Origin of the sequence: Mucilaginibacter sp., assembly GCF_964263795.1 — a bacterium.
Lineage (GTDB): Bacteria > Bacteroidota > Bacteroidia > Sphingobacteriales > Sphingobacteriaceae > Mucilaginibacter.
Window position 1 is genome coordinate 50,362 of the sequence record NZ_CAXVWK010000019.1, and the last position, 22,156, is coordinate 72,517.

18 protein-coding genes are annotated in these 22,156 nt (G+C 43.1%); 11 read left to right on the plus strand and 7 right to left on the minus strand.

The features are described 5' to 3' along the window. Positions 1-136: 136 nt before the first annotated feature. On the minus strand, positions 137-1,123 hold the full coding sequence (locus ACE5CV_RS03425; protein ID WP_374948755.1) for a glycosyltransferase family 9 protein: 987 nt from the start codon (positions 1,121-1,123) through the stop codon (positions 137-139). Between the two features lie 118 nt (positions 1,124-1,241). On the opposite strand from ACE5CV_RS03425, the gene meaB reads away from it, so the two are divergent. Further along, a complete protein-coding gene (gene meaB, locus ACE5CV_RS03430) occupies positions 1,242-2,117 on the plus strand; it encodes a methylmalonyl Co-A mutase-associated GTPase MeaB (RefSeq protein ID WP_374948756.1) in 876 nt (291 codons plus the stop codon). Here the strand turns inward: meaB and ACE5CV_RS03435 are convergent. Then, positions 2,114-3,403 (minus strand): aminopeptidase P family protein, encoded by a 1,290-nt coding sequence (locus ACE5CV_RS03435; protein WP_374948757.1) that lies wholly within the window; start codon positions 3,401-3,403, stop codon positions 2,114-2,116. The genes meaB and ACE5CV_RS03435 overlap by 4 nt on opposite strands. 150 nt (positions 3,404-3,553) lie before the next feature. Between ACE5CV_RS03435 and ACE5CV_RS03440 the strand changes: the two genes are divergently transcribed. The 8 genes from ACE5CV_RS03440 (at position 3,554) to ACE5CV_RS03475 (ending at position 13,215) form a co-directional block, all read left to right on the plus strand. Then, positions 3,554-4,939 carry an OmpA family protein gene (locus ACE5CV_RS03440; protein ID WP_374948758.1) on the plus strand — a complete coding sequence of 462 codons (1,386 nt, stop codon included), beginning with the start codon at positions 3,554-3,556 and terminating at the stop codon, positions 4,937-4,939. Between the two features lie 75 nt (positions 4,940-5,014). After that, positions 5,015-5,158, plus strand: coding sequence for a DUF6728 family protein (locus ACE5CV_RS03445; protein WP_374948759.1), 144 nt, complete (start codon positions 5,015-5,017; stop codon positions 5,156-5,158). A gap of 17 nt (positions 5,159-5,175) precedes the next feature. Then, positions 5,176-5,556: a RidA family protein gene (locus tag ACE5CV_RS03450; RefSeq protein WP_374948760.1), complete on the plus strand. Its 381-nt coding sequence runs from the start codon at positions 5,176-5,178 to the stop codon at positions 5,554-5,556. A 14-nt stretch (positions 5,557-5,570) separates the two neighbouring features. After that, the gene (recG, locus tag ACE5CV_RS03455) at positions 5,571-7,676 is read left to right on the plus strand and encodes an ATP-dependent DNA helicase RecG (protein WP_374948761.1); all 2,106 of its coding nucleotides are present in this window, start codon (positions 5,571-5,573) and stop codon (positions 7,674-7,676) included. A gap of 139 nt (positions 7,677-7,815) precedes the next feature. Continuing rightward, positions 7,816-9,195, plus strand: a complete 1,380-nt coding sequence (locus tag ACE5CV_RS03460) for a M20/M25/M40 family metallo-hydrolase (protein ID WP_374948762.1) — start codon at positions 7,816-7,818, stop codon at positions 9,193-9,195. Between the two features lie 58 nt (positions 9,196-9,253). Next, complete coding sequence (locus ACE5CV_RS03465) at positions 9,254-10,540, plus strand: MFS transporter (RefSeq protein ID WP_374948763.1); 1,287 nt, start codon at positions 9,254-9,256, stop codon at positions 10,538-10,540. Between the two features lie 572 nt (positions 10,541-11,112). After that, the gene (locus ACE5CV_RS03470; protein WP_374948764.1) at positions 11,113-11,703 is read left to right on the plus strand and encodes a TetR/AcrR family transcriptional regulator; all 591 of its coding nucleotides are present in this window, start codon (positions 11,113-11,115) and stop codon (positions 11,701-11,703) included. Positions 11,704-11,943: 240 nt separating this feature from the next. After that, positions 11,944-13,215, plus strand: a complete 1,272-nt coding sequence (locus tag ACE5CV_RS03475; protein WP_374948765.1) for an MFS transporter — start codon at positions 11,944-11,946, stop codon at positions 13,213-13,215. A gap of 61 nt (positions 13,216-13,276) precedes the next feature. Here ACE5CV_RS03475 and ACE5CV_RS03480 read toward each other — a convergent pair whose 3' ends face one another. After that, positions 13,277-14,143: a PfkB family carbohydrate kinase gene (locus ACE5CV_RS03480; protein ID WP_374948766.1), complete on the minus strand. Its 867-nt coding sequence runs from the start codon at positions 14,141-14,143 to the stop codon at positions 13,277-13,279. Positions 14,144-14,278: 135 nt separating this feature from the next. Between ACE5CV_RS03480 and ACE5CV_RS03485 the strand changes: the two genes are divergently transcribed. Next, positions 14,279-16,603 (plus strand): family 20 glycosylhydrolase, encoded by a 2,325-nt coding sequence (locus ACE5CV_RS03485; RefSeq protein ID WP_374948767.1) that lies wholly within the window; start codon positions 14,279-14,281, stop codon positions 16,601-16,603. A gap of 56 nt (positions 16,604-16,659) precedes the next feature. On the opposite strand, the gene ACE5CV_RS03490 is transcribed toward ACE5CV_RS03485, so the two are convergent. Continuing rightward, complete coding sequence (locus ACE5CV_RS03490; protein ID WP_374948768.1) at positions 16,660-17,721, minus strand: EamA family transporter; 1,062 nt, start codon at positions 17,719-17,721, stop codon at positions 16,660-16,662. 102 nt (positions 17,722-17,823) lie between these two features. On the opposite strand from ACE5CV_RS03490, the gene ACE5CV_RS03495 reads away from it, so the two are divergent. After that, entirely contained in the window at positions 17,824-19,308 is a 1,485-nt protein-coding gene (locus ACE5CV_RS03495; RefSeq protein ID WP_374948769.1) for a PLP-dependent aminotransferase family protein, read from the plus strand. An 8-nt stretch (positions 19,309-19,316) separates the two neighbouring features. Here ACE5CV_RS03495 and ACE5CV_RS03500 read toward each other — a convergent pair whose 3' ends face one another. The 3 genes from ACE5CV_RS03500 to ACE5CV_RS03510 all read right to left on the minus strand — a co-directional run bounded on the left by ACE5CV_RS03500 (position 19,317) and on the right by ACE5CV_RS03510 (position 22,156). Further along, positions 19,317-20,378, minus strand: coding sequence for an ATP-binding protein (locus tag ACE5CV_RS03500; RefSeq protein WP_374948770.1), 1,062 nt, complete (start codon positions 20,376-20,378; stop codon positions 19,317-19,319). Positions 20,379-20,496: 118 nt separating this feature from the next. Next, a complete protein-coding gene (locus ACE5CV_RS03505) occupies positions 20,497-21,123 on the minus strand; it encodes a hypothetical protein (RefSeq protein ID WP_374948771.1) in 627 nt (208 codons plus the stop codon). Positions 21,124-21,241: 118 nt separating this feature from the next. Beyond that, entirely contained in the window at positions 21,242-22,156 is a 915-nt protein-coding gene (locus ACE5CV_RS03510) for a DUF4397 domain-containing protein (protein WP_374948772.1), read from the minus strand.

Consider the following 22,156-nt stretch of genomic DNA (forward strand, 5'->3'; position numbering starts at 1 on the left):
GGATACAAAAAAAAAGTAAGATTAAACCTGCCGCCATTATTTTTTACTAACGCCTTGCCCAGGCTCTTACCGAAAAAGAACAGGCCGGTATTAGGATAGCGCATTGCATCAAACGTAATTAAAATACGAGTCTTAGTCATATCCATTTGCTCATCAATTTAAATACGTCCTCAACATTTATCATATCTAACGTATCGTTACCACTTTCCAAATATTGAGCTTGTTTGCCTACCGGTGCCCACCTGCCCGGATGGATGGGCCGTAAAGATGGGAATAGCCCCAGCGCGCGGATGCCCGATGCTGCAGCAATATGTAAAGGCCCGGTGCCGGATGCAATTAACCCGTCGGCTTTAAAAATTAACGAAATAAATTCCGAAAGTGACATTTTGCCTGTCAAATCGTGTACGTATAGAGGTAGGGTTGCAATCCACGGGGCGAGCACCGCTTTCTCCTTATCCGATCCGCTGATGATGATATTGAACTTTTCACGGGGCAGTTGGTCTATTAATTGCTTAAAATTATTCAAGCCCCATTCCATCCCGCTGCCGTGTGACTTTGGGTGTAATATAAGGTTGAATTTATCAGGTTTTAAATTGTTGCCCAGGTTAATTGGTAAAGTATCGTTGTTTTGAAATTTATAATGCCCGGCAACATCTGCCAATGATGGTACGCCCCGCAACCCAAATGGCCTTAAAAGCATCAGGTTTAGCTGCGCCTCATGTAATTCAGATTTTTTGCGGCTTAGTTTCACCAGTTTGTTGCAGGTAAACCAATGGTGTATCCGGTTAGTGGTACCTATGCGTAATTTGATGCCGGCCTGGCGGGCTATCCTTGCAACTTGCTTGTTTGGATACACGTGGATAATGGCATCTACTTCCTTTTCCTTTAACCATGCCGCTTGCCTTGCATGCGGCAATCCGGTTATATCATCAAGGCTTAAAAAGGCATCTACCGCTGTGCAACACTTTATCACCGCTGCGGTATAGTTGCGCCCCAGGAACGACACCCGGCAACCCGCGTATTGTTCCTTTAAATAAGCTGCCATAGGTAAGGTAAGCACTACATCGCCAATAGCGTCGGTACGGCTTATCAGTATATGATATGGTTTGGCGTTTGAGGGCATTCGGTAATGCTGATGCAGATATAAGCTAAAACTGCAATAATAAAGATTATATTACCTTAAGTTATTATAAATTTATTCATTTGTAAAATGGCAGGGCGGCAAATAATTAGGGTTAGTTATGGCAGGCAGTAGTATCAACTTTGGTCAGATTGCACGGGCCCTCACTGTTGTTGAGAATAATCTGGAGGGTGCAGATAGCCTGCTGAAAAATCTTACATTCTATAATCTTGTACCTATTATAGGTATTACAGGGCCGCCTGGCGCCGGCAAAAGCACGCTGGTAAATGCCATTATTGAAAATTTGCTGCAGCGAGGCAGCAAGGTGGCTGTATTAGCTATCGATCCTACTTCCCCGTTTAATTTCGGATCATTATTAGGCGACAGAATCCGGATGTCATCTCATTTTAACCACCCGGATGTTTTCATCCGCTCGATAGCTACCCGTGGGTCGCTGGGTGGTTTATCTGCAAAAACCATCGAAATGGCCGATGTGCTGCGCGCCTCGGGGTTTGATCATGTAATTATCGAAACTGTGGGTGTTGGCCAAAGTGAAGTAGAAATTGCCGGACTCGCCGATATTACCTTTGTGATGCTGGTGCCGGAAGCGGGTGACGAGATTCAGAATATAAAGTCGGGGTTGATGGAGATTGCGGACGCCTTTATCATTAACAAAGCCGACCGTGAAGGTGCCGACCTGTTCATCAATAACCTCAAAAAAATCTTACAGCAAAAGGACGGGGAACTTCCTGTTTTTAAAACCGTGGCTTCAAAAAATGAGGGAATAGTTGATGTTACCAGTTTTATTATTTCCCGTCCCGAATGGAAAAATCACCGTAAAGAATTACTGCTTACGCAAAAGGCCTATAATATCATCCAGCAAAAAATGATGGCTGTAATCGATAAAAAAAAGCTTCAGCAAGATATTGCCAAAGCTTTAAAAATTGATGGATTTAATTTGTACAGGTTTATTTCGGAATTCGAACGCTCAGTTTAACTATTCATTATTTCCTCAATATGCTCTGCTTCAATAGGTATATCTGCCATCAGGTCGATATTACCTTCTTTTGTGATCAGGATGTTATTTTCTAAACGGATGCCTAAACCTTCTTCCGGGATGTAAATGCCCGGCTCGCATGTAAGGATGTTACCAACTTCAAATGGTTTATAACGGCTTGCAAAATCATGTACATCCAGACCCAGGTGATGCGATGTACCGTGCATAAAGTATTTTTTATAAAGCGGTGCTTTAGGGTCCTGCTTGGCAACATCGTGCTTATCCAGTAAACCAAGACCGATCAGTTCGCCTGTCATGATCTTGCCTACCTCGTCATGGTACTCATTCCAGATGGTGCCAGCAACTATCATTGCAATAGATTGCTTCATTACCCTTAATACAGCGTCGTAAACATCGCGCTGGCGATTGCTGAAGCGGCCACTCACCGGTATCGACCGGCTCATATCTGCATTATAATTAGCATACTCTGCCGCCCAATCAAAAAGTATAACGTCACCTTGGTTACAAACCTGATTGTTATCTACGTAGTGCAGTACGTTGGCATTTTTACCGGATGCAATGATAGGGCTGTAGGCATGGCCGGTTGCACGCTGCCTTAAAAATTCGTGTGTTATTTCGGCTTCTATTTCGTATTCGGCAACACCGGGCTGTACAAATTTCAATACGCGGATAAAGGCATCGCGGGTAATTTCGCATGCTTTTTTAGTCAGTTCAATTTCAATGTCTGATTTCACTACCCGCAGGTCGCGTAGTATCAGGGCAGATCGTTCGTAATTATGGAGCGGGTATTTCTGGCGCAGTGCCTCGTACATCCGCAAATCACGGTAGGGCACTGTGTGAGCGTAGCGGTCATTTTCGTTAGTGTTTATATATATGGTATCGGCATAATTGATAATAGCATGTAAAATACTGTCATATTCGCTTAACCAAAATATGCTTTGAATGCCTGATGCCTTGCGCGCTTCTTCCTTAATGTACTTGTGACCCTCCCAAACGGCGATCAATTCGCTGGTTTGTCTTAAAAAAAGTACTTCTCTGTATTGCTGATTAGGACAATCAGGGTATAAAACCAGTATACTTTGCTCCTGATCTATCCCTGTAAGGTAAAAAAAGTCGGGATTTTGTTTAAAAAGGTAGTTTTGATCGCCGCTACGCGGATATTCGTCATTGGAGTGGAATATAGCAATTGCGTTGTTTTTTAATCGCGAAACGAAATTTTTTCTATTAATTGTAAACAATCCCTCATTTACAGGAAGATATTTCATAATGTTGAAGATTTTTGTTTTTCCAAAAACAATTTATAATTACTGTTTGTACTAGGTATTATAAAAATTGGAACAAAGTTTGGTAATCGTTTCAAACATAATTACTAATTTTGAAAAAAAATCACAATTAAATCGTTTAATCTTAAAACTATGAATTATTCTACATTAAAGAAATCAGCAGCGTTATCATTCGCTTCTTTAATGGTTGCAGGAATGGTTAGTGCTCAAACTACAACCACTACTACTACCACTACAGATTCAACAATGAAAACGTCTTCTGAAACTACTACTGCCAAGGTATTTGGCGGCAGAGGTCAGTACAAAACCTTTAGCATTGGTATCAATGGCGGTGTTACATCACCAGTTGTTGCTATCGGTGGTTCAAACGACTTTACAAACCACCAGATCTCTTACGGATACGGTTTGTCTTTAAGGTCACAATTGGCTCACTCATTCGGTTTACAACTTGATGCACGTGGTGGCCGTTTAAAAGGCAGCAACGAAGATGTTGTTGGCATCAATGGTGCTCCTAACGGTGTACGTGGTGGTGTTGCAAGCTTCCAAACTGATTTTTACCAAGCTACTTTAAGCGGTATTGTTAACGTTGCTACTATCGACTTCTTACGTCGCGAAAACTCTGTTAACTTCTTCGTTAACGCTGGTGCAGGTTTAGCAATATACAACCCAGGTGTTACTTTCACACCAGGTGGTGCTTTAGTTAAATATGCTCAACCAAACGGCGACAAACATTACGTTAAAGAATTGGTTATCCCGGTTGGTGCTGGTATCAAATTTAAACTAAGCGATGCAACTGCATTAAACTTAGGTTATACCATGAACTTTATTGATGGTGATAACTTAGACGGTAGCAAATTCCAATTCCCAACTAAAGATAAATACTCTTACGGTTACGCTGGTTTAGAGTTCACTTTAGGTGGTTCTGGCAAACCTAACCTTGATTGGGTTAACCCGGTTGCTATGATGTATGATGAATTGTACGATGCTGCTTTACGTCAGGAAGTTGAAGCTTTAAAAGGCCGTGTAACTAACGTTGAAAACGCAGTTACTGATCTTAAGAAAGATTCTGATGGTGACGGTGTATCTGATCAATTTGACAAATGTCCTAACACTCCTGCTGGTAGCGTTGTTGACGGTTCTGGTTGCGTTATCGTATTCCCTAAAGCTGATTCAACTGCAACTGCTTCAGGTGCTGCTTACTCAAACATTCAGTTTGAATTCGATAGCTCGGTATTAAGAACTTCTTCTTACCCAGTTTTAGATGCTACTTCAGCTGACTTACGTTCATCTGGTGCTACTGTTGAGATTGATGGTTACGCTTCATCTGAAGGTACTGCTGCTCACAACATGTCATTATCACGTGACCGTGCTAACTCAGTAAAAACTTACTTAGTTAACTCAGGTGTTGCTGCTTCTAAATTGAAAGTTAAAGGTTATGGCGAAACTAACCCAATTGCTGACAACTCAACTGAAGAAGGTCGCGTACTTAACCGTCGTGTATCATTCAAAAAAAGATAATATTAATTAGATAATATTTCTAAGAAGCCCTCCGAATAACTCGGAGGGCTTTCTTTTTTTATATAAATTTGTGTTATGTATTTTTTCAGGAAAAAAGATCCAAACAGGCCTATAAACTTTAATTTAAAGGTGATGCATATAATCAATGCCATCGCCATCATCATGTTTTTGGGCGGCATTATCTACAAGCTTATCTATTGGTACATCCTAAAAAAATAATTACAACCGATCAACCTATGAAAACCATCATCAATACAAATAACGCTCCCGCGCCCATAGGCCCTTACAGCCAGGCAGTAAATGCAAATGGTTTATTGTTTGTATCAGGCCAAATACCGATGAACCCTGTAAATGGCGAGATTGTCAACACAGGCATTACAGACGAAGCTGTACAGGTGATGGAAAACCTGAAGGCTATCCTTACAGAGGCAGGAAGTAGCTTTGACCAGATCATTAAAACGACTTTATTTTTAACAGATATGCAAACCTTTAATCAGGTTAACGAAGTTTACGGTTCTTATTTCACAGCCAACTTTCCGGCCCGCGAGACCGTCCAGGTATCTGCCCTGCCCAAAAATGTAAACGTCGAAATTTCTGTTATTGCCTTAAATTCCTGATCTGACCGTTAAAATTGAACAACCAGTTTCAAACGCCCATTGAGTATTTAAAAGGTGTAGGCCTTGCACGTGCCGAGGTACTTAAAAAGGAACTGGGCATTTATAACTTTGAGGACTTGCTGCGGCACTTTCCGTACAAGTATATTGATCGTACACGCTACTACAAGATAAAGGATATCCAGCCGGATATGCCTTATGTACAGGTGCTGGTGCGCCTGCTTAGCAAAGAAATTGTTGGCGAAAAACACACTAAACGATTAGTTGCCCAAGCCAAAGACGATACCGGGGTAATTGAGCTGGTATGGTTTCAAGGCATTAAATGGGTTGAAAAAACACTTGTGCCAGGACAGGTGTATATGATATTTGGTAAGCCAGGCTTTTTTAATAGCAAAGCGCAGATGGCACATCCCGAAATGGAGCTTTATACGCCAAACGCTGCAACTAAAAAAGGTAATCTTACTTTGCAGCCAACTTACAACTCTACCAAAAAACTTGAACAGTTTACACTGGATAGCAAAGGCCTTAGCAAACTGATAGCCGGGCTGGTAGAGCAGCACGCTAAAGACATTCACGAAAACCTGCCTGCTTACATTATTAACCGGTTTAAGCTTTCCGGCCGGGCCGATAGTTACCGCAACATCCATTTACCTAACGATGCCAACCAGCTTAAAGAGGCGCAGTACCGCTTAAAATTTGAGGAGCTTTTCTTTTTACAGCTAAAACTGCTTAAAAGCAAAATAAACCGCAACCATAAGTTCAAAGGCAATATATTTAGTAATGTTGGGCCATGCTTCAATGAGTTTTACGCCAATAAGCTTCCGTTTGAGTTAACAGACGCGCAAAAACGGGTTTTAAAAGAGATCCGTTTAGATACGCAGCGGGGCGTACAGATGAACCGGCTACTGCAAGGCGATGTTGGCAGCGGCAAAACCGTTGTGGCGCTTATGAGCATGCTGATCGCTATAGATAATGGCTTTCAAACCTGCATTATGGCGCCCACGGAGATTTTAGCTAACCAGCATTACCAAACCATTAAAGGTTTGGTAGGTGATGATTTTATAGAGGTTGCGCTGCTTACCGGATCGGTGCCTAACAGAGCCCGTAAGCTGATCCACGAAAAGTTGGAAGACGGCAGTCTGAAAATCTTGATAGGTACCCACGCATTGATAGAAGATAAGGTACAATATAAAAATCTTGGCCTTGTCGTTATTGACGAGCAACACCGCTTTGGTGTAGAACAGCGCGCCAAGCTATGGCGTAAAAATTTCGTACCGCCACACATTCTTGTGATGACGGCCACCCCTATCCCCCGTACCCTAGCCATGACTTTATATGGCGACTTAGATGTATCCGTAATAGATCAACTGCCCGCCGGCCGCAAGCCCATTGAAACCCTGCATTACTTTGAAGCACAACGTCTGCGCATGTTTGGATTTATGAAGCAGGAGATTGCCAAGGGCCGGCAAATTTACGTGGTGTACCCGTTGATACAGGAAAGTGAAAAGCTGGATTTAAAAAACCTGCAGGATGGTACCGAGGTTATGTCAAGAGAGTTTCCGCTGCCCGATTATCGCATCAGCATTGTGCACGGAAAGCTTAAGGCTGCCGAAAAGGATTTTGAAATGCAGCGGTTTATAAAAGGCGAAACGCAAATAATGGTAGCCACTACCGTTATCGAGGTGGGTGTGAACGTACCTAATGCTTCGGTAATGATCATTGAAAATGCAGAGCGTTTTGGCCTGTCACAGCTGCACCAATTGCGTGGCCGCGTTGGCCGTGGGGCCGAACAATCCTTCTGCATTTTAATGAGTAGTCAAAAGCTCAGCCACGATGGCCGGACCCGATTAAATACAATGGTTAAAACTAACAACGGCTTTGAGATTGCCGAGATCGATATGCAGTTACGCGGCCCGGGCAATATTGAAGGTACACAACAAAGCGGCGTGCTCGACCTTAAAGTTGCCGATCTCGCTACCGATCAAGAAATACTGCAGCAAGCGCGTACCCTGGTAATTGAAATATTTGATAAAGACCCTCAACTTGCTGCACCCGAACACCAGATCCTTAACTTAGCTTTTCAGGCAAAAAACGCGGGTTTGAGTTGGGACAAAATATCGTAACACAAAATAAATTCCGTTATATACATAAAAGTGAATGTGACTCATCTGGTGTAGCATTTCGATAATTGCACGAAATTTCCGCTTCAAACATTATATTTGCTCAGCGCTCCTTATCTCCGCATTGCCTCAAAATTCTTATATGAAAAAAGCATCACTTCTATTACTCATTCTATTTTCAGTAATTACTACAAAAGCACAGGACTCACTGATGCTACGCAAGTTTTTTGACGAAGCCCTGGTTAACGGTAAGTGTTATGAAAACCTTCGGTATCTGTGTAAAAACATTGGGCCGCGTTTAAGCGGATCGGCCGGCGCGCAAACATCAGTAGAGTGGAGCAAGAAGTTGATGGATGGTTACGGCTTCGATAAGGTTTACCTGCAGGAGGTGATGGTACCCCATTGGGTACGCGGTGCTAAAGAGCATGGCTTTATCATAGATGGTACAACCCGTATTGCGGTACCTATTGCTGCACTTGGTATGTCGGTAGCTACGCCAAAAGAAGGCATTACGGCCAATGTTATAGAAGTGCAAAGCCTGAAGGAATTAGAAACGTTGGGTGAAGCTGCCATTAAAGGTAAGATCGTCTTTTTTAACCGGGCTTTCGACCCCCGCTTTATCGAAACAGGTGCAGCTTATGGTGGCGCCGGCGATCAGCGATTCGCCGGACCGGCCGCTGCTGCAAAATATGGTGCAGTAGGTGCAATTGTACGCTCGTTGACAGAATCATTAGATGATTATCCACATACCGGCACCACTGGTTACGATCCACAGGGCGGTAACATTCCGGCAGCGGCCATATCAACTATTGCTGCCAATAAACTGAGCACTATGCTAAAAATGCGCAAGCTGCCACTGATCAAATTTTACTTTAAGCAAAACTGCCAGCACCTGCCCGCTGCAAAATCTTATAATGTTATCGGCGAGATCACCGGCACGCAAAACCCCAACAAGTTCATCACCGTTGGCGGCCACCTGGATTCATGGGACCTTGCCGAAGGTGCCCACGACGACGGTACAGGCGTAATGCAATCTGTAGAAGTGCTGCGGATATTCAAGTCGACCGGTTACCGCCCAAAAAACTCTGTTAGAGCGGTGTTTTTTATGAATGAAGAGAACGGCCACAAGGGTGGCACTAAATACGCCGAACTTGCTGCCGCTAATAAAGAAGAGCATATAGCAGCGATAGAGACTGACGAAGGTGGCTATACGCCGCGCGGGTTCAGTTTTCAGGGAGTGTCGTCATCGTTTTTGAAGGACGTAAATAAAAACTGGAAAAAACTATTGGAACCCTATGAGGCAGACAGGTTGATAGCCGGCGGCGGTGGCACCGATATAGGCCCGTTAAAGGAAACCCTACCATCAATCGTCCTTATTGGTTTTCGCCCGGATTCACAACGCTACTTTGACATTCACCACACGCCAAATGATGTGTTTGAGAATGTAAACAAACGTGAACTGGAGTTAGGTGCTGGATCGATAGCATCATTGATTTACCTGATCGATCAGCACGGATTTTAGCTTTAAACGTAATAAAATTTGATATTTGCCTTCCTGATAAGGCCTTAAGATATATACTTTGGCAGACACCGATAGTTCAACCCGGATAGATTCATTTGCAGCCTTAAAATACAAAGATTTTCGATCTTATGTCGGCATGCGTTTTTGCTTTACTTTCGCCTATCAGATGCAGGCGGTGATCATTGGTTTTTACATTTACCACCTTACTAAAAGTGCGTTTGCATTGGGGTTAGTGGGATTATGCGAAGCTATCCCGGCTGTTGGTATAGCCCTTTATGGCGGCTACATTGCCGACAAGTCCGAAAAACGCAAAATGCTGTTGCTGATATTCATCGGGGTATTTATTTCATCCTTTGTAATGTTTTTAGTAACGATGAAAAATGCCGGCAACTACATAAATCCCGGTTTGGTAGTGCCTGTTATTTATGTGATGATATTTGCAAATGGGGTCGCCAGGGCATTTTACGGACCGGCTACTTTTGTTATTTACACGCAGAGCGTCCCAAAAGAGATATACCCTAACGCCAGTACCTGGAGCAGCTCCAGCTGGCAAATAGCTTCTATTATCGGTCCGGCAGCCGGTGGTTTGATCTATGGATTTTTTGGTATTACGGTAACCTTTGTCGTAATACTTATCTTCTTAGCGGTCTCGTTACTACTCGTTTATTTGCTCAGGTCTTACCCGCCGGTATTCATTCCCAAAGAAAATATCTGGAAGAGTTTATCAGAGGGGATCCACTTTGTCTTTCATAACAAAATGATGATCGGTGCCATGAGCCTTGATCTTTTTTCAGTATTTTTTGGCGGAGCAGTGGCTTTGTTACCCGTTTTTGCTAACGAAATTTTAAAAGTGGGTGCCGAAGGCTTAGGTATAATGCGTGCAACTACGTCCTTAGGGGCAGTACTTACCATGCTTGCTATGGCCCGCTTCTCGCCTATGGGAAAGCCCTGGCGCAACTTGCTTATAGCGGTTACCGGGTTCGGTCTCTCTATTATCTGTTTCGGCCTTTCTAAGAGCTTTTATCTTTCGCTTATATTCCTGTTTACCGAAGGGGCTTTCGACAGTATTAGTGTTATTATCAGAGGAACCATTATGCAGTTGCTCACACCCGATCATATGCGCGGGCGGGTATCAGCGGTTAATTCTATGTTTATTGGCTCCTCTAATGAGATCGGCGCATTTGAATCGGGCACAGCGGCGCGGTTGTTGGGTACAGTACCTGCGGTAATATTCGGCGGAAGCATGACATTGCTTATCGTAAGCATCACATATCTTAAAACTAAAAAGTTGATACCGCTGTCTTTAGGTGAAATACAACCACCGCCAACACCCGTTGATCACTAACATTCTATTACCACTCTAAATCCATCTAAATTAAGCGCCATTGTAACAGCAGGCACCTAATTAGGTCCGCCAATAGTCCTTATTGCAGTGCGGGCATTTTAAAACGTTACAAATGCAGCTTCTGCTATAAAAAACCATAAACGGATCTGTATTTAAAGATCAACAAAAAGGCACTGAAAATACCGAAGAAAACTTACTTAATGGTATGCAAACTAAAGTTGAAAAACGCTGATAAGATCTTATTCCATACTTTATCTGTCTGCTCAGAGTTGATGAAGCATTGCGAAAATTGGTTCCTTTTCCCTTTAAATATAACAGGTTAATTACCAAGGCCGAAACCCTGGCTTAATTTACCATCGGCAGTTTTTCAACCGCTTTTTATGATTAAATAATTTTGTTGATCCCATTGTCTTAACATCTAAAAAGCTACGTCCTTGTTTAAATCTACTTCTAATTATTTGCATTTAAATTTTAGTTATCTGCTTACAATCATTTGTTAAGTCATAATATATTATAATAAAATCATAACTAAATGAATATTCACTTATATTTGCATTGAATAAGATTATTTAATGCGCACAAGAAATTCCGACAAACAGCACCTGGTTAAACAGACAGCGATAGAAATGATCGTTAAAAGCGGTCTGGAGGGGTTTAGTATGAACAAACTTGCCAGGGCTTGTAATATCTCTGTCGCTACTTTATACATCTACTATAGAGATCGTGACGACCTGATCATTAATGTTGCCGGCGAAGGTGGCAAACTCATGAGCGATGCCATGATCAAAGATTTTAATCCGGAGATGAGCCTGGAGGAAGGATTACGTCAGCAATGGAAAAACCGCTATAAATTTATATCTGAGCATCCAATGCTTAACTCCTTCTTTGAGCAATTACGCAACTCGAGCTACCAGGAAAAGTTTTTAGGTAGCTTTTTGCAGGATTTTAAGATCACCATGAGTAGGTTTATGGAAAACGTTATTAAACGTGGCGAGTTAGAAGATATGCCTTTTGAGGCATATTGGTCGGTTGCGTTTGCCCCGCTCTATTCATTGGTACGATTTGATAACGAAGGCCAGAGCATAGGCGGCCGTCCGTTTAAAATGACCGACGAAGTGCTTTGGAAAACCTTTGAGCTTGTGATAAAAGCAATTAAGAAATAATGAAGCGCATGACAGGTAACTTTGACCATATCTTACTGTTTAAAACTAACATCAATTGCCCCGGGGATAAGTTGTACCTGCATGCCGTGTTGGATTGCAACCCGGATATAAGGCAGTGGACAATTGATCAAGAAGATGAGGACTGTGTGCTCCGAATTGTTTCTTATACCTTAACACATCAACAAATAATTCAATTATTAAATCAACATGGCTACAACTGCTGTGAATTAATTTAACCCAATGCAAGCACAACAACCGGCGCCTTTTACAGGTTACCAAAAATTTGTTATATTTATATTGGCCATCACCCAATTTACGGTGATACTTGATTTTATGGTAATGTCGCCTTTAGGGGATATGCTGATGAAATCCCTGTCACTTAAACCGCAGGCGTTTGGTTTTGCGGTGTCGGCATATGCCTTTAGCGCCGGTATCTCCGGATTATTGACCGCAGGCTTTGCCGATAAATTCGACCGCAAAAAATTACTCTTATTCTTTTACATCGGCTTTATAGGCGGCACAATTTTTTGCGGGCTGGCACATACTTATGAAGTACTGGTTGCAGCACGTATTATTACCGGCTTATTTGGCGGTGTTATAGGCTCTATATCAATGGCCATTATTACTGATCTGTTTGCCCTGCAACAACGGGGCCGTGTGATGGGCTTCATACAAATGGGCTTTGGCGGCAGCCAGGTATTAGGTGTACCAATAGGCCTTTACTTAGCAAATGCCTGGGGATGGGAAGCGCCATTTTGGATGGTTGCCGCCCTAAGCGTTGCCATTGCCTTGTTAATTAGTGTAAAGCTGCAGCCGGTAACGCAACATCTGGCTTTACAAAATAACAAATCGGCATTTAAACATCTCTGGAGCACGGTATCAAAAAGCAACTACCGGGTTGGTTTCGCCTCGACAGCGTTACTATCAATCGGCGGATTTATGATGATGCCTTTTGGCAGCGCCTTCGCCATTAATAATTTAGGGTTAACCAATCAACAATTACCAATGCTTTTTATGGTATCGGGCGTCAGCTCTTTGGTCATCATGCCGCTAATTGGTAAGCTAAGTGATAAAATAGATAAGTTTAAGATTTTCGCAGTAGCTTCTGTTTGGATGATGATCATGTGCGTGGTTTATACCAACCTGGGCGTAACACCGCTTCTAATTGTTATGGCATTAAACATCCTGATGATGATTGGTATCATGAGCCGCATGATTCCTTCATCAGCTTTAACAAGTGCAATACCTGAGCAAGCCGATCGTGGCGCTTTTATGAGCATTAACTCATCTTTGCAACAAATTGCAGGTGGCATTGCGGCGGCAGTAGCAGGGATGATCGTGACGCAGCAAGGTAAAGGCACACCTTTGTTAAATTATAATATAGTAGGCTATGTAATTGTAGGCATCTCAATCGTAAGCATTTTACTAATGATGCGGGTCAACAACCTAACGAAAAAAAAGATGGACAGCAATAAAGTGGTGATACCAGAGGAAGCTGCATTAGCTCACTAACAAAAAAGGAATGGTTTAAAGCCATTCCTTCTAAACTAAAAATCGAAAGAGATTATCCCAGTTACCTTTTTAACATTTCCAGCACATCTTCCGCAGTCCCGGTGAACGGTCCGGATGTTTCTATCTTCAGGCCGGCCATGGCCGCAGCAAATTCGCCGGAGTTTTGAATGCCGAAGCCTGTTGCGCGCTTATACAAGTAGCCGGCCATGTAGGTATCGCCGCAGCCCGTAGCGTCTACTACGGCCTTGGGTTTGTAAGCAGGCACATCGTAAAATACATCATCCGCATAAATTACCGATCCTAAACTACCCAGGGTAATCACCACCTCTTTTACTCCCCAGTCTGCCAAAATCTTTGCCCCTTCATGTATATCGGCAAACCCGGTAAGTACCTCCAGTTCGTGTTCATTAACCTTTAGAATATCAACATACTTAAGGGCTTCACGTTTATCGGCCCAGTCAATGGCATGTACATCATTGTCAACCACCTCTCGCAGGTAACCCTGTGCATCTACAGATACATTTCCTTTATTAAACAAAGCCTTGATCAAATCGGTCGACATATCATCGGCAAGCAGCGCGCCTAAGTGATAAATTGTAGCTTCCACATCTTCCAGATCGGCAATGGTAAACGGATCGGCCTTCTGTAAAACCCGCTGGGTACGATGATCCTGATTTTCGGCATAGATATTCTCAAAATAAACCGAATGGGTACTTGGCAGTGCCTTTACGTCAATACCCATATCCTCTAGTTTGGCAACCTCGTTCATTTCACTTTTTGCGAGTGCGGTAACCAGTTTGTATTTAACGGGCATATGCGTAACGGCATTACTAAAGTAAAACGCCGTTCCACCCGCCATGTGCTTAACGCCACCGGCGGTTACTACTTTATCTAACGTGATATGCCCAATGCAACAGATATCGTACATGCAAAATTTCCTTCAGTTTATAAATCGACGGTTACAAATGTATATAAACAGTATGTCAATTAATTGTTACCCGGCAAATATTAAACAAGCGGCTATTATCTTTACATTAGTCATACCAATTGTATCTGCCTTATCATGAATACTATCTGTAACATAAAAACCTCTATTATATTTTTTTTGCTTGCGGCGTTAATGTTGCAAACTGTGCAAAGTAACGCCCAAACAAGTTCTCCGGACGACCCTTACCTCGGCGTTATCCCTGCCCCTTCATCCTTACAAAAACACCCCGGTACTTTTACCTTTAGCCAGCTTACGCAAATTAAAGCTGATAATCCAAAAGGAAAGATCGTTGCCCTGCTGCACGATTTTTTGCTGAACAACCGGCACCTGAATAATAAGATATCTAAATATAATTCTAAAAATAAAACAACTAAAGGCACTACGCTGACCATTACTTCTGTAGGTGCAGGCAAGCTGCCTGCCGAAGGCTATAAGCTTAGTATAACTCCACACAACATAACAATCATCGGTAAAGATGCAGGGCTGTTTTATGGCATACAAACGCTAATGCAGTTGTTCCCGGTTGAGGTTGCCGGTTCAGAAAAGTTACATTGTGTCGAGATCGAAGATTCTCCCCGGTTCGCTTACCGTGGAATGATGCTTGATGTATCGCGTCATTTTTTTACGGTACCACAGGTAAAAAAGGTAATTGAATTAATGGCCGCTTATAAACTCAATAACTTTCACTGGCACCTGGTAGATGGGCAGGGCTGGCGGATTGAGATTAAAAAATATCCAAAACTTACTGAGGTTGGAGGCTTTAGACAGCAAACCATGTTTGGCACTAACCGCGACTGGCCCGACGGGCAATCGTACGGTGGATACTACACGCAACAAGAAATTAAAGATGTAGTTAAGTTTGCTGCAGACCGGTTTATAAACATCGTTCCGGAAATTGAAATGCCTGCGCACTCAGATGCTGCTTTACGCGCCTATCCGGAGCTGCGCTGCGAGCCTGCCGATCCTAAAAATCCTTCACGAAGTATTAATAGCTTATACTGCCCGACAGAAGAAACGTTTACATTTCTGCAGAATGTGTTGACCGAGGTAATGGATCTTTTCCCAGGTAAATACATTCATATTGGCGGCGACGAAGCTAACAAGCAGCCCTGGAAAGAATCGGTTTTTGTGCAAAACCTGATGAAAGAGAATAATTTGAAAGACGAAAAGGCAGTTCAGAGTTATTTTATCCAACGGATAGAAAAACTTATTAATACTAAAGGGCGCAGTATCATCGGTTGGGATGAGATACTGGAGGGCGGCCTCGCGCCAAACGCTACTGTAATGAGTTGGACAGGCGAAGACGGTGGCATAGCGGCGGCACGCCAGCACCATAACGTGATCATGACGCCGCAGACAACCGGCAATTATTTTGATCATTATCAAAGCGGCTCGCCACAGGAGCCGGTATCATTCGGCAGATATGCGGTGCTCCAGGAAACCTATAATTATGATCCGGTGTCGACGGAACTGACTGTTGACGAGCGCAAATATGTAATTGGCACGCAAGGTAATTTATGGACCGAGTACGTGCCCACAGTAGCTAAGTTACAGTACCAGATACTGCCACGCCTTTTTGCCTTAAGTGAAGTTGCCTGGAGCAAAGCTGAAAATAAAGATTACAACAATTTTGCAGAGGTAAGGCTGGCCAATCATTTTGCCCGGCTGGATAAAATGGATTACAACTATCGTGTACCTACCGCCCTGCCCGTTTTAGATACCGTGGTTATAGGTTCGCAGTTTACATACGCACCTAAATCGGTTATACCGGGTGCGCGCATCTTTTATACCTTAAACGGCCGCGACCCGTTAGATACAGATTTGGAGTACACATCGCCGATTGTATTTAATGTTCCTGTAAATGAAAAACGGGAATTTAAAACCCGTGTTATTACGCCGTCAGGCAGGAGAAGCATAGCTACCCGGGTGCTAATGGTAAACCGCAGCCCTATCCCGGCGGTAAATTACACTTCCGGCAAACAGGGGCTTACCTATAAAATCATCAGAAACAAATTTACATCTCCGGACCAATTGGATTATGTGCCCGTAAAAGATTCGGCACAAACGGATAAATTAAACGCTGAGCAACTAAAAAAAGACAATCCGAACTTCGGTGTGATATACGATGCCTATCTGAATATTCCTGCAGATGGTTCTTACAATTTCACACAAGGATCTTATACCGATACGCAGGTGTTTGTTGATGGGGAAAAGATCACTGAAAGTGAAGGTGTATTGCCGCTATCAAAGGGCTTTCACAAAATTAAGATCAAGTATATTTACAGCGCGCCGGTAATAACAACCGGTGCCCGTGTAAGGCAAACCCCATTGCGAGTCTACATTACCGACCCGGCCACTCAAACAAAAAAAGAAATTGAAGCGGCAAGTCTTTATTACTAAAGCCCTCCGGAACTTTCGGTAGGGCATTACACCCTTAAACTATATAAGCGGAAAACCTATTTGACCATGCTGAGTATTTTGTAGATGCTCCCAGTGCGTAACGGTTTAACAACGGATGTCTTTGATGCAATTACATTTAAATTCTTACCGGCTTTAGATTGGGTATTGGCGTTGCCGCCGTTTCGGCTGTTATCCTCCCGGTATTTAGCAAGATTGATAAGCAAAACGCTTAAAAGAATAATCACTAATCCGCCTATTTGCAGAACTGAGATATTTTCATGGGCGAACAAAACCCCAAGTAATACAGCAATTACCGGGTTAACGTAGGCATGTGTGCTTACTTGAGTTGCAGGCCGCACCTGCAACAGCCAAACGTAAGCCGTAAATGCGCCTATCGATCCAAAAATTATCAGGTAAGCTATTGCACCCCAAGTCTGCGCCGGCACTTTGCTAACGTCGAACCCGCCAACTTCTTTATGCAAAAATGCAGCGGGAATAAATGCGGCCCCTGCAATGATCATTTGCCAGGCAGTATTTAGCCTGGCCGGGCTGCTGCTGGTATTGTATTTGGAATAGAGCGATCCGGCAGACCAGCATGCCGGCCCAACAACCAGTAATACAACACCCCATATTTTTGCGGAATTATAGGTATCATTCATTGCGTTGCTCAGTTGCTCGCTAAAAAGCAATATCACACCTGCAAAACCAATTACCAACCCGGTTATAGTAGACCGACTGCGAAAGTTAATGTTCCAGTTAGCTTTATCCAGTAATACAAACCATATCGGGCCGGACGATACCATGATGGCTACCATTGCACTGGGCAGTACCTGTTCTACCCATATTACAATTCCATTGCCCAATCCCAGCATTAGCAGGCCGCTAACACCAGAATGAATTACATCTTTTGTAATCCAAAGCTTATCACCTTTAAAGTAACACCAGGTGAGCATCAGTAACCCGGCTACAATAAACCTTAACGCTCCCATTAACATAGGCGGGAAGCCGTTGATCGCAACCTGGATAAAAAAATATGTGGAACCCCACACAACGTAAACGGTTGCAAATGCAAGTACAACTAATAATGCAGGGGCTTTTTGCTGAATGTGGGTTTTCATTGACGCTATTTATTACAGCTGTTATTAAATTTTATTAATGTAAATCTATAGTTTTACTGGCCTATGCTCGTAGTCCAGAAACATTAAACAAAGTAGTCCAACATGCAATTTACACTCGGCCTTCTCGACATTGATAAAACCCATTATTCGCCTGTTTATTTACAGATAGCAAATGGCATAATCGGCCACATCCAACAAGGAAAACTTAAACCTGCAACGCCATTGCCTAGCAGCAGGATGTTGGCGGTAGCGCTTAATGTGCACCGCAACACCGTGGTAGCTGCATATGATGAATTGTATGCCCAAAGCTGGGTTGATGTTTTTCCGCGTAAAGGGATCTTTGTAGCGGCAAACCTGCCCGATGTTTCATCGCGACCAATACCCACCACTGTACGATTAGATGGTTATCCTGAGAAAACATATTTTGAGATAGACGAAAACCGAGTACCGCCCGCAGATTTCTTTAAAGAAATAGCAGGTCAAAATCTGCACATCAATACAGGTATGCCAGATACCCGCCTGGCACCTATTGAATTAATGGTAAGAGAATACAGAAGGTTTGCGGGGCATCATTTTACCCACAAATATTTAAAGTACGGCCCAGAACAGGGCTCACTTAACCTCCGGACGGAACTGGCCCGTTTCCTGGGCGAAAGCAGGGGATTGCAAGTTACCGCCAATGATATATTAATAACTAAGGGTGCGCAAATGGCCATCTATCTGGCGGCGCAGGTGCTATTGTCTAAAAACGACATCGTAATTGCGGGCGACCCAGGTTACGCAGGTGCTAATGAAATATTTGAACATGCTGGCGCCAAACTGGAACTAGTACCTGTAGACGAACAGGGTATGGATATTGATGCCGTAGAAGAGATTTGTAAAAGAAAAAAGGTAAAACTGTTATTTGTGATTCCCCATCATCATCAGCCTACAACAGTTACCCTGAGCTCAGACAGGAGGATGCAATTATTGGAACTCGCTAAAAAATATCGTTTCGCCATCATTGAGGATGACTACGATTACGATTTTCACTATAGCAGCACGCCAATTTTGCCGCTTGCCAGCGCCGATTATTATGGCAGTGTAGTTTATGTAGGCTCATTTTGCAAAACAATTGCGCCAGGAATTCGGATAGGTTTTATGATCGCTCCTAAAAACCTGATCACCCAGGCTACCCGCTTACGCCGGTTGATTGATCGGCAAGGTGAACAGCTTTTAGAAGAAGCTGTTGCTAACCTGCTCAAAAACGGCGACATAGGCCGTCACCTTAAAAAGGCCAATAAGATATATCATGAACGGCGGGATATATTTTGCCGCCTGCTACACGAAAAGTTAGGAGATAAGGTTAGTTTTAAGATCCCAGACGGAGGCTTTGCAATATGGATAAAACTGCTTACCGGCATCAACCCAACCGAACTTGCAGACAAAACGGAAGGAATGGGCCTAACTATTACGGATTGCGGTGATTACTTTTATAACGCTACCAGCCAACCGCCTTATATGCGCCTAGGCTTTGCATCTTTAAACGCACAGGAGATAGAACAGGCGGTAGAAATAATTGCCAGGGCTATAGATAAACTGTCTTGAGTGGTAATTTAATCTTTGAACGATATGGTAAAAGTACTCCCCTGCCCGGGGGCGCTGGCCAAGGCAATGTGACCGCCCAGACTGGTAATGTGATTGTAAACCAAATAGAGCCCTACGCCTTTACTATCGGGGTTATTATTAAATTTTTGATTAAAGCCAAAGAGTTTGCCCTTTACTTTATCCATGTCGAAGCCTACCCCATTGTCTTTAAATACTAACTGTTTAATGCCCTTTTCAATAGTTGAATAAATACTGATAACGGGTGCAACACCCGGGCGGCTATACTTAATCGAATTAGAGATGAGGTTTAAAAAGATGCTCTCCAAATAAGCCTTATTAAAAAAAATAGTCCCAAACGCCGAAAAGTCAATCTCGATAACTGCCTGCGATTCCTTCACCAGTGCACTTAAAGAATGCAGTACAAACTTAAGGCACTTTTCCAGTTCAAGTTCGCCGATATGCACATCAAGCCCATCGTTTGTACTAAATGCGTCTACATAGCTATTAAGGGTATCTTTCAAACTCTCTGTGGCCGATTTTAAGATATCGATAAACTCCCGTGTTTGCGCATCGTGAACCTTTGAAGTATCCATCATCTTAAACACCGTTAACAAGTTATTTACCGGCGAGCGCAGATCGTGCGAGGTGATGTAACTGGCCTGCCTTTGGTCTTTATTTATTCGCGTTAAGTTTTCAATCAGCTTGATACGGTCTTCTTCTATCTTTTTTTTATAGGTAATGTTCTTGGCTATAGCATATATGGTTTGTTCAGCTTCAACAGGCATCGACGTCCAGGACAGCCAAACGATCTCACCGTTATTTTTTACATACCGGTTTTCATAATTTAATAAGGGAATATCCTTTGTTAAATTTTCGCGGTGGCGGGCCGTTAATTCCCGGTCTTCAAAAAAAATAAAACTGCTGATCGGGCGGGAGTAAAGTTCTTCGTTACTGTAACCAAGTAATTCTGAAACCGCAGGATTGATCTTTTTAAAATAGCCATCGTACCCAGCGATGCAAAGTAAATCGGGGGTTAATTCAAAAAAACGCTCTACGCTATATTTTTCCAAATCTGTTCTGGGGTATTCCACTGAACTGCATACGTGGTGTGCCAACGTTTAGTTGCAACTTTTGCAGGTGTTTAGCTTTTAGCTGCTGCTCAAACCTAAAAAGGACGTTTAATGACAATTACATGGTGAAAGGCCGACCATAAATTATGCGGAAAAGGGCATCAACAAAAGGGAGTTTGTAACCCTTAGGCAACAGTCCATGCGGCTTTAACGATATATATGCCGTATACCTGATGCGCCACTTCGGGTTGACCAGTTTAGTCTGGATATTGCGGGCTATCAACCCTTTATCTTTTACTACCGGATTTTTAAGATAATTAGGCAGCATGGATATAGCCGCGCTTTTTGTATATAGATTATCGGAAAATAACTCTTTGTGCAGGCGGGCAGCTATTTGCTGCACAAATGGCTTTTGCTGTTTTTCTATAAAAACATATTCTATCAAATGATCTATAATCTCCTGCGGTTTGTTTGATTGTTTGGTGCGGGTAAGTATCGTCTCCAGCATCTCTACATAAAAGCTGCCCCACCTGTCTGTATCATGGGACAACGCTTCAAACACAATGGGAAGCGGCTGCAAGTCGGTGCTGAATTGAATTTGCTGTAATTCAGAAAGGAAGGTTTCACTGTTAGCGTTTGCATAAAGCAATACATCAGCCATTAATTTTTTTACACTTTCGGCAGGCAAACGTTCGTCCCAAAAGTTCTTGATAGCATCGCCAAAAATAACTACAAAACCGTTCATATGTGACCAGGCAAATATATTTTCACAACTGCAAAACGGCCCAAATGTTTAAAAAGCAGTCGAAAAAAAGATCCCCAGCAGGCTATGCCTGCTGGGGATCTAAATTATTAAGTGAAGCTTACTTGTTTGTATAAAGAACAAGCCCAGCCGGGTTGAAATAAATTTCAGGTTCGGTAGATGCCGGTACTGTAGGGCGTGCTGTCGATCGCAACACTATAGCAGTACCCGGCACGTTATAGTTGGAAGCCAGCCCACGGCCTATAACGGTGTAATACCTGCCAGGTGTTAACTGGGTGGGCGTTGTTGCACTTCCAAGCGCAGTACCGAAGTTGGTAGCAGTACCGGCTGCTTTCATCTGGAAAATGTAGCCGGTTGTACTGGCAGGGTTCACATCAACAGCAATGAAATCGGTAAGGTTGCTGTATGTTGTACCTGTAGATATAGTTTTGGTAGTTGCAGCGCCACCTGTAGGTGTGTAAGTACCTACAAGGTCGTAAGCACCACCGTTAGGCACCATGTTGGCAAAACGTACATACGCTTTGTTCTTTTCGGCAGCAGGGAATTTATCTTCAACTATTTTGCTGGTTAAGCCGTTGGTGGTACCACCGGGCAACCCAATAGTGAACACAGAGTATGAAGTGCCATCTGCAGTAGCCTGGGTAAGCGTACTAATTGTAGCACCTGCAGCAACCGTTTGCGCGCTTTTTAACACCGGCACCGGCGATGAAGCCTGTATTTTAATAGTGGTGTTGCCAGATGCTATGTTACTGTAGTTACTGCCCGGGAAAACACCTGTGTAAACGTAACCGGTATTGATAGATATAGGCAACCCATTATCCGTTACCGAAACCAGTGCGTTAGGTGTTACCTTGGCCCCGTTGATAAAGCCATCAAGAGCGGGCACACCAGGTGCAACATGTATCAATTTTATTTGAGCGCCACTTACTACATCGCCTAGTTGTGTTATATTATTTTTTGTACAGCCTGCCATGATCATCAGCAGACCGCAAGCAATGAATGTTATTTTTTTCAT